The 13429-nt window shown below is 61.5% G+C and carries 9 protein-coding genes and 2 pseudogenes; 3 read left to right on the forward strand and 8 right to left on the reverse strand.

Annotation, left to right across the window (positions count from 1 at the left end; translation table 11 throughout):
• Positions 1-28 precede the first annotated feature (28 nt).
• Positions 29-279 (reverse strand): annotated as a pseudogene (locus CIC12_RS31405) (ABC transporter permease subunit); the annotation flags it as partial.
• 165 nt (positions 280-444) lie between these two features.
• The gene (locus CIC12_RS31410; protein WP_238812981.1) at positions 445-1839 is read right to left on the reverse strand and encodes an MFS transporter; all 1395 of its coding nucleotides are present in this window, start codon (positions 1837-1839) and stop codon (positions 445-447) included.
• Between the two features lie 113 nt (positions 1840-1952).
• Here CIC12_RS31410 and CIC12_RS31415 point away from each other — a divergent pair, with 113 nt between their 5' ends.
• Together CIC12_RS31415 and CIC12_RS31420 are read left to right on the forward strand one after the other, a co-directional pair.
• Positions 1953-2825, forward strand: coding sequence for a LysR family transcriptional regulator (locus CIC12_RS31415; protein ID WP_168670228.1), 873 nt, complete (start codon positions 1953-1955; stop codon positions 2823-2825).
• Between the two features lie 150 nt (positions 2826-2975).
• Positions 2976-3232: pseudogene (locus CIC12_RS31420) on the forward strand (TonB-dependent receptor); the annotation flags it as partial.
• 84 nt (positions 3233-3316) lie between these two features.
• Here the strand turns inward: CIC12_RS31420 and CIC12_RS31425 are convergent.
• The 6 genes from CIC12_RS31425 to CIC12_RS31450 are packed head-to-tail and all read right to left on the reverse strand — an operon-like array spanning position 3317 to position 10585.
• Positions 3317-4546 (reverse strand): aromatic ring-hydroxylating oxygenase subunit alpha, encoded by a 1230-nt coding sequence (locus tag CIC12_RS31425; RefSeq protein ID WP_168670230.1) that lies wholly within the window; start codon positions 4544-4546, stop codon positions 3317-3319.
• A 47-nt stretch (positions 4547-4593) separates the two neighbouring features.
• The gene (locus CIC12_RS31430; RefSeq protein ID WP_168670232.1) at positions 4594-5400 is read right to left on the reverse strand and encodes a siderophore ferric iron reductase; all 807 of its coding nucleotides are present in this window, start codon (positions 5398-5400) and stop codon (positions 4594-4596) included.
• Between the two features lie 2 nt (positions 5401-5402).
• The gene (locus CIC12_RS31435; RefSeq protein WP_446728057.1) at positions 5403-7289 is read right to left on the reverse strand and encodes an IucA/IucC family protein; all 1887 of its coding nucleotides are present in this window, start codon (positions 7287-7289) and stop codon (positions 5403-5405) included.
• Positions 7286-7951 (reverse strand): GNAT family N-acetyltransferase, encoded by a 666-nt coding sequence (locus CIC12_RS31440; RefSeq protein ID WP_168670234.1) that lies wholly within the window; start codon positions 7949-7951, stop codon positions 7286-7288. Before CIC12_RS31440 ends, CIC12_RS31435 begins: the two co-directional genes overlap by 4 nt.
• Positions 7941-9194, reverse strand: a complete 1254-nt coding sequence (locus tag CIC12_RS31445) for an MFS transporter (RefSeq protein WP_168670236.1) — start codon at positions 9192-9194, stop codon at positions 7941-7943. Before CIC12_RS31445 ends, CIC12_RS31440 begins: the two co-directional genes overlap by 11 nt.
• Positions 9191-10585, reverse strand: coding sequence for a lysine N(6)-hydroxylase/L-ornithine N(5)-oxygenase family protein (locus CIC12_RS31450; RefSeq protein WP_168670238.1), 1395 nt, complete (start codon positions 10583-10585; stop codon positions 9191-9193). The genes CIC12_RS31445 and CIC12_RS31450 overlap by 4 nt, the downstream gene beginning before the upstream one ends.
• A 581-nt stretch (positions 10586-11166) precedes the next feature.
• Between CIC12_RS31450 and CIC12_RS31455 the strand changes: the two genes are divergently transcribed.
• Positions 11167-13377: a TonB-dependent siderophore receptor gene (locus CIC12_RS31455; RefSeq protein WP_238812982.1), complete on the forward strand. Its 2211-nt coding sequence runs from the start codon at positions 11167-11169 to the stop codon at positions 13375-13377.
• The last annotated feature ends 52 nt before the right edge of the window (positions 13378-13429 follow it).

Raw genomic sequence — 13429 nt, forward strand, 5'->3', positions numbered from 1 at the left:
CCGACGCGCGGCGTCATTGCGCCAGCTGCTAGGCCTTCCCGTGCCATGGCACAAGACGCCGTTCAGCGCCCGCATGCCGAGATCGAAGATCCATGCGATGAGGCCGATCAGCACGATTCCCATCACGACGACATCCGTGCGCAGGAAACTCGATGCGTTGAGCACCATCTGACCCAGCCCGGCTGTCGCCGCCCCCATTTCGGCAGCGACCAGCGTGGTCCAGCCGAAGCCGATGGCAATCCGCAAGCCGGTCAGTATTTCGGGCAACGCCGCGGGTAGCGGATCACGACCTCGCGGATTCGCAGCGAGGGAAGCAATGGTTCACCAAGGCCCCGATCCAGAATGGAGATGCTCAGGCGTTCGACTATAAGCAATCCGGTTGCCGCCGCTTTGAACCATTCCTGCATTGCAAATGACGTTGTCTGCGAACGTTGCGCTGTCTTATCAATCGGAGGCCAGAGCGTCGCACGCGGTCTCGACGTGTATGGCGCTCGGCGGTCGAATTCCGTACAGACACATCACGCTGCCGGCCAATAGCAGCGCCGCGGCGGTCATCAAGGAAAGATGCATACCCTGCATGAACGCATCAGGGCGGGGATCGTGCACGAAAAACCCGAAGACCGCTACGCCGAGCATGCCGCCTACCTGCCTCGCGGCGTTCAATATGCCCGATGCGATGCCGGACCGGGACGCTTCCACGGATGACAAGGTGAGGTTTGTCATGGTCGGCACCATAAGCGCAATCCCGCTCGCGGCGATGAGCATTGGCGCGATCAGCAGCCGGTACGAGCCATTCAGACTGACTGGCAGGAGAAGCAGGTAGCCCGACGCGGCAATCACCATGCCGGCGATCATCAGTTTCTTTGCGCCGACCCGGTTGAGCAGGCGGGCCGCCAGAATGTTCACCGCCATCAGCACAACGGTCATGGGCAAAAATGCGAGTCCCGTCTGCTGGGCGGACAAATGCTGCTCGATCTGAAAGAAGAGGCTGAAAACAAAGATGAAACCGTAGTACGCAAAGTTGACGATCACGCCGGCGGCCGACGCAGTGGCAAACGTGGCGGTGCGAAATAGCGCCAGCGGGAGCATGGGTTCCGTCGTGTCCGACTCGATCCAGACAAAAGCCAGCATGGAGATCACGGCAAGCAGCAGTGCGCCATAGACCAGCGGATGATCGAATCCGAAGTGGGCTGCTTCCGTGATGCACACGGTCAAAGCGCTTAGCGCCAGGATTGCAGCCAGTTGGCCGGGAAGATCGATGCTTCGTCCATGCGCCGGCTCAGCGTCGGCCGCATGGCGCAGGGTGAGGGCCGCTCCGACGATGCCGATGGGCAGATTGAGCAGAAATATGCTGCGCCAGCCGACATGAGTGACCAGCAGTCCACCCAGAACGGGGCCCGCGGCCAGCGCAATTCCCCCTGCCGCACCCCACCATCCCACCGCGCGGCTTCGTTGCTCCGCGTCGGGGAAGGCCTGCCGCAGCATGGCCAGCGAATTGGGTACGAGCAGCGCGGCGCCTATACCTTGCACGACACGGGCGATCACCAGAAGCGGCAAGGAGCCGGCCATTGCGCACATGATCGATGCCGCCGTAAACACGGTGAACCCTGCCGTGAAGACCCGCTTTGCGCCGAAGCGGTCGCCCAGAACGCCCGTGGTCAGCAGGAGCGAAGCGAAGGCCAGCGTGTACGCGTTGATGACCCATTGCAAGCCGGTCACATCTGTCGCGAAGCGGCTTCGAAGGGCGTCGAGTGCGACGTTCACGACGCTGACGTCCAGCAGAACGACGACAAAGCCCAGCCCTGCGGCGGCGAGCGTGCCGCGTTGATTGCGGCTCATGGACATGCTCATCTGGAACGGCCCCGATCGATTGAACGAGTATCGATGTTAGGCAGATAAGCTTTGTGCGACTATTCCACATCACTGCACACCATCCTTGAGAAAATGCACAGATGTTCGATTGGGAAAATATTCGTCATTTCCTGGCGGTCGCCCGCATCGGCACGTTGTCAGGGGCCGCGCGCAAACTGAAGGTCGATCATGCGACCGTGAGCCGTCGCTTGAGCGCACTGGAGGATGAGGTCAAGACTCGCCTGGTCGAGCGGCTTCCAAGAGCCTGCAAGCTCACGCCAGCCGGGCAGCGCGTTTTCGAGCTGGCACAAGGCATGGAGGACAACGCCTACGCGATCGAGCGATTCCTCGATGCCAGCCTTTCCCCGCTGAGTGGCAAGGTCACGCTGAGCGCGCCGCCAGTGCTCGTAGCCAGTTTTCTGGTGAAGCATCTGCGGGCCTTCCGGCTTGCCCATCCCTGCGTCCAGTTGTCCGTTTCGGGCGACGCACGGCAAGTTTCGCTCAGCCGAAGAGAGGCGGATATCGCGCTACGGCTGGTTCGTCCCGATGAACCGACCAGCGTAGTACGCAAGCTAGGGCGTATGCCATTCGACCTGTATGCGAGCCGGGACTATCCGCATCTGGATCATCCCTCTGCCTGGGAGTTCATCGTGTACGACGCCGGTTTCTCGGAGATGCCGCAGCAAAAGTGGTTGATGAGCGTTGCAAACGGCAGACCGATTGCTTGCGAGATCAGCGATATCACGGGCCATCTTGCGGCGACTCAAGCAGGCGCGGGCGTAGCTGGCTTACCTCGCTTCCTGGCGGAAACGAGTGCGAATTTGCAACGCCTGCCACACGATGGCGAGTCGTTTTCGCGAGACATCTGGATGGCCGTGCATCGGGATTTGCGTCGTTCGCCCCATGTCCGGGCAGTGATGGACTTTCTGCTGAAAATCGTCGCGGAAAATCCCGATTTCATGACGAGCGGGTAGAAAGTTGATATGGCAGTCGCAACGAGTACGTTCAACATCAGCTTCGCCACAGTCCCGACAAGGCGACGCCTGCTGACGCCACTCGGCGAGACTCGAGCCGGTCTCCCTTGAGAGACGCGCGGGCGTATGCGCGCTTGCGCTTACGCGTTCAACGGCGAGGCATTGCCTCCGATTGCGCCGCTGCGTGCGACGCTCGCCGTCGACTACGACTACGACTACGGACCGTTCGGCGCGCGTGCGGAGATCGAGCATGCGTGGGCGCAGAATCGCGTGCCCGACAACGATCTGCCGACTTCGAGCTATACGAAGCTGGGCCAGATTCTCGCGTACAAGTTCCATGTCGGCGCAACGAACTGGCGCCAGAGGGTGGCCGCAGTGTGATGATCGGCATGCGTACCACGTTCTAGTCGGATCATGCGGGCATGTGCGATGGACGACACAGGATCGCTGCGCTGGGCGGCTTCCTTGCCCATGCACTGCGCTCTGGGCGCTCAGCACACTGAATCCTCGACGACGCGCAGTTCAAACACTTTATGCTCCGCGCTCGGCGAACTCGCGGCAGGCGTGGCGAGCGCACGCCGATACCACGCATGAAAGTGGCGCATGCCATCTTCGAGCGGCGATTGATACGGTCCCGCGTCACTCACGCCGCGCCGGTGCAGACGCAGGCGCCCGGCATCCATGCGTTCGGCGATTTCATCGTCTTCGATCATGGTTTCCAGATACGCGGCGCGTTGCGCCTCGATGAATTCGCGTTCGAACGCCGCGATTTCCTCCGGATAGAAGAACTCGACGACGTTCAGCGTTTCCTGCGGTCCTTTCGGATAGAGCGTGGACACGACGAGCACATGCGGATAAAGCTCGATCATCTGAGTCGGAAAATACGCGAGCCAGATTGCGCCGAACGAGGGTGCGTCGCCGCCGCGATAGTCGAGCAGCCGGTCGTGCCACGCTCGATAAATATCTGACCCCGGCTGCGCGAGTGCGTTATGTACGCCGACCCGCTGCATGCTGTACGTGTCGGCAAACTCCCAGTCGAGGTCGTCGCAGGTCACGAATTTGCCCAGTCCCGGATGAAACGGAGCGACGTGATAGTCCTCCAGGTATACTTCGATAAAGGTCTTCCAGTTGTAATGACAGGTGTGCGTTTCGGTATGGTCGAGCACATAGCCGGAAAAATCGAATTCGGGGCGTGCAAACGCTTTGGCCATGTCTCTCGCAGGTTCACGCGGTCCTTCGTAGAGGAGTCCGTGGCAATTCTTCAGCGCGAAGCGTTCGAGATGACGGCAAGGCTTGCGTTCGAACTCGGGCGCCCCGATCAGTTCGCCTTTGCCGTCATAGGTCCAGCGATGCAGCGGGCAAACGATGTTGCCGCCGGTCGCGGCGAGATTGCCGCTCGATTGGGTGGCGCCGCCCACGTCACCCGTTTCGCCGCCCAGCATCAGCGCCTGGCGATGACGGCAGACGTTGGAAAGCAACTGCACGCCGCTAGCGTGGCGCACGAGGACGCGGCCTCCTTCCTCCTGCGGCAGACGGCGCCAGTCGCCCGGCGCGGGCACCGACTGTTCGTGGCCCACATACAGCGCGGCGTTCGAGAAGATGCGCGCCATTTCGCGCTCGAACAGCGCATCGTCGAAATAGGCGCTTGCCGGCAGTTGCAGCTGCGCGTCTTGCGCATCGGACGGAGGAGCAAGATGCGTCATATTGCTGATGTCGTTCATCGGTCGTTTCCATTTCGGTTAAATGCCACGTGCGCGTGTGTTCGCGTTCACGCAGCCGGCATGGCATCCCGTTCCGCATTCAGGCGCACGATGCGCTCGTGTTGTTCCAGTCGCGGGCATGTGCTGCAAAGTTCGCCATCGCGTCGGCGATAGTGGTAGCAGCAGGTCTGGCGATCGAGCGCGAGCGCGCTCGCGCCGTCGCTGCGTGCGTAAATGAAAAAGCCGCCGCGGCCTGCGAGTGCGAGCGCGCCGAGCCAACGTTCGCCGAGCGCTTCGATATGCGTGTGCGTCCATCCGGCGTGCGTGGGCCGCACGGCGAGCAACGCCGCCAGCACGCAATCGGCCTGCATGCATCGCGCAGCATGAGCATTGAGCCGGACGACGCTCGACAGTTCGTCGAAAATCTGCGCGCAGCAGGCGGCAATCTCCCTCGCGGCGCGATCGATCAGTGCGTCGGGATCGCCCTGCGCCGGCACGTGATCGGGCAACCGCACTTCGCGGGTCCAGCCGTTCTCGATAGGCTGCTCGAAGCGTTCGAGCGACAGTGCGCGCTGCGCTGTGTGGACGCCGATCACGCTCAGGTAAATCGGCTGCCAGATCAGAATGCCCCAGCAGCGCAACGACCAGTACGCACGTCCGGCCTCGGGATATTCCGTGGTCCAGACACTGAGCAGCGCTTCCAGCGCGACACGATTGCCGTCGCAACGGGCAGGGCGAAAGTGCGTTGCGCGACGCGCGGACTCGTCGTTGCAGGGCGGCGCAGAGCTTGCGCAGTCCGTGACCACCCCGCGCAAGCCTGGCACTACGCGTGCGGCGAGCCGCAGAAGATCTTCCAGTGTGCGGTTCGCCGTCATGATTACGCTTCGACTGCTTCGGCGAGCGCGCCCGTTTTGGCTTCCTGCGGTGCGGGGCGCCGTCCCGCGAGCGGGTTCTGGAGATTGCCCGCCATCTTCAGATTGCCAGCGGGGTCCGATAGATTCACCATCTGCAGATTGTTGCCGAGCTGAAGACGGTTGAGGCACGAATGCAGGAACTCCGGCGCGAACAGGTCGTAGTCGGCAAACTTCTGCGCGATCTGCGGATGCTCTGCCTGATAGCGCGCGACGCAGCCTGCCACCGCGTTCCAGAACACGTCCTCGCTGCAGCAGCCGTGCTCGACGAGAATCTGGTTGACGTAGCGGAAGAAGCCGTCGAACACGTCGATGAAGATTGCCAGCAGCTTTACCCGTTCGGGCACGTCCACTGCGAGCCGCTTCACATTATCGGGGAGCTTGGCGTCCTTGTTGAGGATCGCGGATTCTTCCGCGATGTCCTTCATGATCGCGCGTACCGGCACGTGGTTCTCCATCACGAGGATCAGGTTCTCGCCGTGCGGCATGAACACCAGATCGTGCGTGTAGAAGCAATGCACGAGCGGTGCTAGATACGCGTTCAGGTAGCGCTCGAGCCACGCCTGAACATCGAGCCCGGACGCTTCGATGAGCGCGGGCAGCAGCGCGCGGCCGTGGCGGTCGGTGTGCAGCAGCGCCGCCATCGTCATCAGGCGTTGGCCTTCGCCCGCGAGTGTCAGCGGGTTCTCGCGCCAGAGTGCCGAAAACATCTTCTTGTACGGACTGTCGACCTGCACGGCCGCTTCGTAATAGCGATTGCGAAAGCCGAGCGACGCGACTTCGCGCAGTATGGTAAAGCCCCGCTGCTGCAAATAAGGATCGCTAGCGACTAGGCCCTTAATGTAGTCGTTGATCGCCGGCGTGCCCGACATGTAATACGGCGAAAGACCACGCATGAACCCCATGTTGAGAATCGACAGCGAAGTCTTTACGTAGCGCTTCGAACGGTCCGAGAGATTGAAGAACGTCCGGATCGATTGCTGGGCGAGATAGCGGTCGTCGCCAAAGCCGAGGCAGATGATGCGATTCGTCGCGACATACGACGCAAACGCGATCGACAGCTTGTTGAACCATTGCCACGGATGGGCCGGCATCAGATGGTATTCGTCGAAGTTGCAACCGCTCGCTTCCACGATCTCCCTGAATCGCGCGATGGTCGGCGCGCCGAGTTCTTCGTCCATGAGACGCGCGTAGTCGAGGTCGTCGCTGCAATGAAACGCGGCGTTGTCCTTATGGACCGCGAGCCATACGACCTGAATTGGCGAACCGGCTTCCGGCGCGAATGCGCGATAGTCACCCGCGTCGAAGCCGAGGCGGCCATTGTTGGCGACGAAGCCCGGGTGACCTTCACTCATCGCGGTTTCGATCGCCTGAAAGTCGGCGCCCAACAGATCGGGCGTGTCCGGGCCGACCTTGACGGCCTTGTACGCGGCGCCGTACAACGTGCTGCTGATTTCGTCGAGATAGATCGGCAGCATCTCTTCCTTGATGCCGAGGCGACCCTTTACGTCGAGGATGAAGGCGAGCGCGTCCAGCGGTTGCTGAACACCGTCCCGTGTGCACACGATCGACTCTGGACGAATGCTCCAGTGACGCAGCGCGAGTTGCCGTGCTTCGAAGCGGTAGATGCTCGTGCCGTCGTCGGACTTCACTTCGTAGCGCGCATGGTGTTCGCCGGGCGCGTCGCCGATACGCGTCGGCTCGACGATCAGCTCGTGCGCGTACTCGGCGAGCGCCTTGCGAACCAGCATGCGGTTGGCGTTGCGCCATACGTCGGGTGTGAGATGCGCGGCGGCCTGTTGCGGGGCGAGCGTCACGTGTTGCATCGAAGGTTGCGTCGTCGGTCGAGTCATGGCTTGAGATCCTTTGCAGTGGTCTTTTGAAGGGTGGCGTAGAAGTCGGCTCGCGTGCAGAACGCGAGCGAGGCGGTTTTCTCACGGAACGCGACGTTCTTCGCATAGACGAAGCCCATCGCGCGGTTAAGTGCGTGGATACGTGTGTTGCGCGCATCCGGTTCGACGACGATGCGCTCGGCGTCGAGTTGTTCGAACAGAAACGTCATCAGCGTCTGAAACACGCGGCGTGTATGACCGGGCACGGGCGTCGCGGCGGGCCCGACGAACAGATGCATGCCGAGATCGCCGTCGCGCACGTCGTAGTGCTCGCCCGCTTCGTCGTGCGCCGGGTCGTAGCTCTCGAAGAGAAAGGCGCTTGCACCACGCTGGCTGCCGATCCATGCACGTGCGTGGCCGGAGTCTTCGATGGCCCGATAGAACGCAGCGACCTCGTCGACGCTCTTGTCCTGCATGTTCCAGAAGGCGGCGCGCTCTTCGATGAACCAGCGGTGCAGCGTGGGCGCGTCCCGTTTGACATCGAGCGGGCGGATGTAAAAGCCGTTCACGGTTGCGCAGCGCGTTGCGTGTTGCGAGCTAGCGGGGTTATCGGCGAGTCGCGCGGCAGATAACGGCGCGGGCGCGCGCAGTGCGATTTCATCGGAGGTGATGTCAGTTCGCATGGCCGGTGGCTCCTGTGTTGGCAAGGTCGTTGGAAAGCGCGGCATCGGCGAGCGCGGCATGGTCCGTGTCGCGAGCGGGCCGGCGCTCGAGCAGCCAGATGCTCAGGAGCGCGCATAGCAGGAGGCCCGCCGAGGCGATGAAGAACGGCGCGCGCAAGCTGATTTCATCGACGATCGTGCCGGCGGCGAACGAAGCGAGCAGCACGCCGAGGTTCTGGAAGAAGTTGATCACGCTGAAGTCGGTGGCATACGAGGCGGGCGTACTGAGCGCGAACATCGTCACGTCGAGCTTGACGACGATCTGGAAGAACGCCCAGCCGAACAGCACGCGTCCGACGATGATCCACAGCGGCGCTTCGACGCCTTGCAGCAGTATGCCCACGGTGCAGAGCAGCAGGTTCGGGATCATCTGATCCGGCAGACGCCGGCCTTGCCCTGCGGTGTGCTTGTTGATATACAACGCGACGAGTGCGACCATGCCAGGAATCGCGAAAACGAGACCGGAGAGCAGCTCGCTCGGCGAACCACTCGTGTTCTGCCAGTAGGAAGACATGAATGGCCGGATCAGGTACACGCAGAAGTCGAACGCAAGCATCAACAACGCGAGCCGCAAAATCGGCAGCCGTGTGCGCAGCTTCGGACGCACGGCCGCAGTGTGCGCTGGCGCTTCCTCTGCGAAGCGGCAGCGCCGTGCGATGGCGTGCGAGCGGATCAGCCACATGCAGATCGCCATCTGAGCGAAGTCGCCGGCGGCCATCGCGAAGATGCAGGTGTGCGCGCTCCAGACCTGCATCACGAAGCCGCCCGCAACAGCGCCCGCGATCGCGCCGAAGTGCACGACCACCGAGAGCAGGCCGATCGTGTGCGCGTGGGACGCCTTCGGCTCGAGCCGCATCATGTACGGGTACATCAGCAGATAGCTGCTCTTGCACATGAACATCGCGAGCGACAACACCCAGAAGAGCGGCAGCGTCGACGCCCAGTAGCTCGCGAGCGACAGAACGCCAGCTGCGCATTGCGTATAGACGAGCAGATGCATGGCGTCGAGCCGTGTGGCGACGCGTGCCCAGATGGGCAGTGTCAACATCACCACGATCGAAATGAACGCCACGTAGGCGCCCGCGTGCACAGGGCTCGTCACGCCGTAGCGCGCGGCGAAGAACTGCGGATAGAACGGAATCAGGATCGCATCGCTGACGACCGCGAAGGTCGTCATGAGGATGATCATGTTGCGCAACTTCATCGCGCCTCCAGCGGCGCTTTGACGAACGCCTCCGTGTCGGGCACCGAGAAGTCTTGCAACGCGATGCGCCGCTCGATCTTGTAGTGCTCGACGCCGGTCAGTTCGCGCAAGATGCACGAATTGCGGTAGCAACTCATGCCGAGGTCGGGATTGGTCAGCCCGTGGCTCAGAAGCCCGGCGTTCTGCACGAAGATGTCGCGTTCGTTCACGTCGATCGCATAGTTTCGTGACAGGCGGTAATGGCCGTTGTCGTCCCAGCGGATGCGCTCGCGAATGCCGTCGATAAAGCCCGGCACGTTCTGCCGGTAACCGGTCGCGAAGATCACGCCGTCTGTGATGTGCGTGTACTGCACGCCCTCGTCGCGCTGGACGAAGCGCAGATGGTAGCGATCGTCGACGTGATCGTGATGACAGCCTGTCAGCTCCGAGTTCGTGATGAGCCGCGCGTTGCGATGACCGCGGCTGCGGCGGTCATCGAGCAGATCGTAGATCTGGTTGATCAACGAAGCATTCACGCCTTTGTAGAGACTGTCCTGCTTCGCGATGATGCTTTCGCGCACATTGCCCGGCAGGTTATAGAAATAGTCGATGTAGTCGGGCGAGATCATCTCCAGCGTGAGCTTGGTGTTCTCCATCTGGAAGAAGCGCGGCGAACGCGTGATCCATGTGAGCGAATAGTTGTACTTATCGTTTTCCTTGAGCAGATCGTAAAATATTTCGGCGGCGCTCTGGCCGCTGCCGATCACCGCGATGGACCGCTTCTGCTGCAATTCCTGTTTGCGCGCCACGTAGTGCGCGCTGTGAATGCAGCGCTCGCGCATCGCGTCGCAACAGGCCGGTAGTTGCGGCACCGAACCCACGCCGACCACGAGCCGCTTCGCGCGATGCACGAAGGTCTGGCCGGTTCGCACATGACGCCCGCTCACGACGTAATGGGCACGCTCGCGATCGTATTCGACGTTCTCGACACTCGAGCCGAAAGCGATGCTGGAAAGCTGCTTGATCGCCCATTTGCAATACCGGTTGTATTCCTCGCGGCTCAGGTAGAAGCGCTCGCGGATGTAATACGCATAGAGTTTGCCCTCCTGCTTGCAGTAGTTCAGGAAGCTGAACTTGCTCTTCGGATCGGCGAGGCTGACGAGGTCGGCCAGAAAGGGGTTTTGCAGCGTGGTGTCGTCGATCAGCATGCCGGGATGCCAGTCGAAGTCTTCGTTGCGTTCGAGGAAGAGACCATGCAGGTCGCGGATCGGATCGGCGAGACACGCGAGGCTCAGGTTGAACGGGCCCAGACCGATCGCGATGAAATCGAGAACCGCCGGGTTCGTCCCGGCATCGGAGCCCGCATCCGCAGTACGGGGCGCGTGCTCATGGAAGATATTAGTTGTACTCATGTTTGAGTTTCCTCTTTGACCGGGTAGAACCATGTTGGGATGTCATCACCGATGGATGGAAGTCGCGAGCGTCACGCAACTGTCACAGCGAAACGCCGCGGAACGGCATGCGGCTCGGGTGTAAATGAGATTGATTCGCGTTTGATGATCATAGAAATTTCCTCGACATCTTGCAAGGCCGAATAACGAATAAAAAGGAATCCGAAGCAATCGAATTGACTCGCTGCGCATGAACGGGTCAATGAACCTTATCGGCCGCAAAGTCGCTGTGGATCGAGGAGGCGCAGGGTTGGTGGCGGTGTCTGCAACGGGCGCAAGTCGGGACCACTAAAAATTCATTTCGCCCGATTTCGTCAGACTTTATAACCCTTCTGTATGTAGGGGTTCGTGTGAGGCGGTCATGCTGGGACAGATAGAGCTGGGAAAGCCGGCCGGCGGGCGATGCGGCGCTTTTAAGCGTATGTAAGGCAATCGAATTGCAGCGTAAGGCTTTTAAATGGGCGCACGTTTTGTTAGTATCGCGCCCTTGAGAATGATTCCCATTCACAACTAGGGGCGCAGACGCCTCGGTCCTGCCAGACATGAAAAATCAACAAACCAAACGCCGTACCGGGCTCATGCCTTACCGTCCTTTGCAGATTGCGGCGTGGCTGACTTTTGCCGCCGCATCCCAGCATGCCTACGCTCAGAGCAACGCCAGCGCCGAAGCCGCTGCGCCGACTGCCGCCTCCGGCGTGACAGCGGGTGCGCCAGCGACTGGCCGCGGCGAACAGGCATTACCCGCCGTCAAAGTGACGGCGGCCGCCCAGACAGACTCGCCGCTGCATCTGAATACGCCTGTTTCGGCTGGCGCGCTCGGCTCGCGCTCACAGTTGGAGACGCCATTCTCGACCACTGTCGTGACCGGTGAGGAACTCGCCGATCGCCAGGCCAACAAGCTCGGCGACGTGTTCGCGGGCGATGCTTCGGTGACCGACAGCACCAATGCGTATAACGCGTGGGCGACGTACATCACGATTCGCGGTCTGCCGATCGACTGGCAAAACGGTTTTCGTATCGACGGCAATCCCTTCATTTCATACGGCATCACTATGCCCTATGAAAATCTGGAACGGGTCGAGTTGCTCAAGGGCCTCGGTGGCTTCATGTATGGTTTCGCGCAGCCAGGCGGCGTCGTCAATTACGTGACGAAGAAGCCAGGGGCCGAACCGGTGACGAGCGCCTCTCTCGGCTACCGGATGGACGGCGTGCTGAGCCAGCATGTGGACCTGAGTCGCCGTTTCGGTCCGGACGGGATGTTCGGCGCACGCATCAACTACACGCACGAGGCGGGCAAGACCTATAACGCCGGCGACATCAACCGCAATTCGGTGGCGTTGGCGCTGGACGGCCAGCTCACGCGCGACCTCGCTGTCTACTTCAATGCGATCTATCAGCAAAGCCGCTCGAGCGGCGGCACGCCGGCGATCTACACGGGTAGCTATACGGCGGCGAATCTGCCCGCGACGATCAGCGGCGGCAGCAATCTGCTGGGCGGCACCGATCAGCATCTGAATACGAACCTTCAGCTCTACACGGGAGGCGTGCGCTACCAGATCACGCCGGACTGGTCGTTCAATACGTCACTGAGCTACAGCAAGTCGACGCGCGACCGCAACGAGAGCACGCTCACGCTGCTCAACCAGGCGGGCGACTACACCGACAACCGCTGGAACGGCGACGAAGGCCACCAGGACATTTACTGGCAGGGGATGTTCGAAGGCAAGGTGAAGACCGGCCCGTTCATGCATCAACTGGTGCTCGGCGCGTCGTGGCAGCATCAGACCAACGACTACAGCGCCGTCTCGTATTCCTTCGAACTCGGCAACGGCAATCTCTTCCAGCCGAATCCGTGGCGCTATTACTCGGGCGCGGGTCTCGACAAGTACCGCGCGAGCGAGATCACGCAGAAATCGGTGTTTGCGAGCGACACGATCCAGTTGACGAGCCGCTGGTCGGTGCTCGCGGGCGTGCGCGTCACGAACTATGACCAGGAGACGTACAACGTGAACGGCTCGGTGGCGTCGTCGTATGGGCACAATGGTGTCGTCACGCCGACCTTCGCGCTCATGTACAAGCTCGAGCCGAGCACGACCGTCTACGCGAGCTATGTGGAGTCGCTGGAGCAAGGGACAAGCGTCGCCAGCAATTACGCGAACGCCGGCGCGCTGCTGAATCCGCTGCGCTCGCGCCAGTATGAAGTCGGCATCAAGAGCGAGCACGGACGCTGGAGCGCGAACGCCGCACTGTTCCGTATCGAGCGCGGCGCCACGTACGAGAACGACCAGCACGTGTTGACGCAGGACGGTACGTCGATCTACCAGGGTATGGAAGCGGGCGGCAGCGTGCGTCTGGGCCGCAGCTGGCAGGTAGCGGGCGACGTCATGCTGCTCGACACGTGGTACGCGAAGGGGCAGACGTATAACGGCAACCGCGTTGCCGGTGCGCCGCGCTTCGTTGCCGCGGCACGCGTGACCTACGATGTTCCGTTCGTGCCGGGCCTGCAGGTGGGCGCGGATACGAAGTACACCGGCAATATGGAAGTACGTCCGGCGGGCAATCTGCAGACGGGCGGCTATATGCTCGTGAACGTCGGTGCGAACTATATGACTCGCATTGGTGGCCACGACGTGACGCTGCGCGCGGCGATCGATAACATCACGAATCGCCGCTACTGGATGTTCCAGTACGAGAACTACATTGCGCCGGGCGATCCCCGTACGGTCAGCCTGAATGCCAAGATCGATTTCTGATCGAAGGGTGGAAGCCTGCTTGCTGATCGACTATCGGCAGCGGGCTTTTCCT

It is taken from the genome of Paraburkholderia sp. SG-MS1 (assembly GCF_012275575.1).
In the GTDB taxonomy this organism is placed as follows: domain Bacteria; phylum Pseudomonadota; class Gammaproteobacteria; order Burkholderiales; family Burkholderiaceae; genus Paraburkholderia.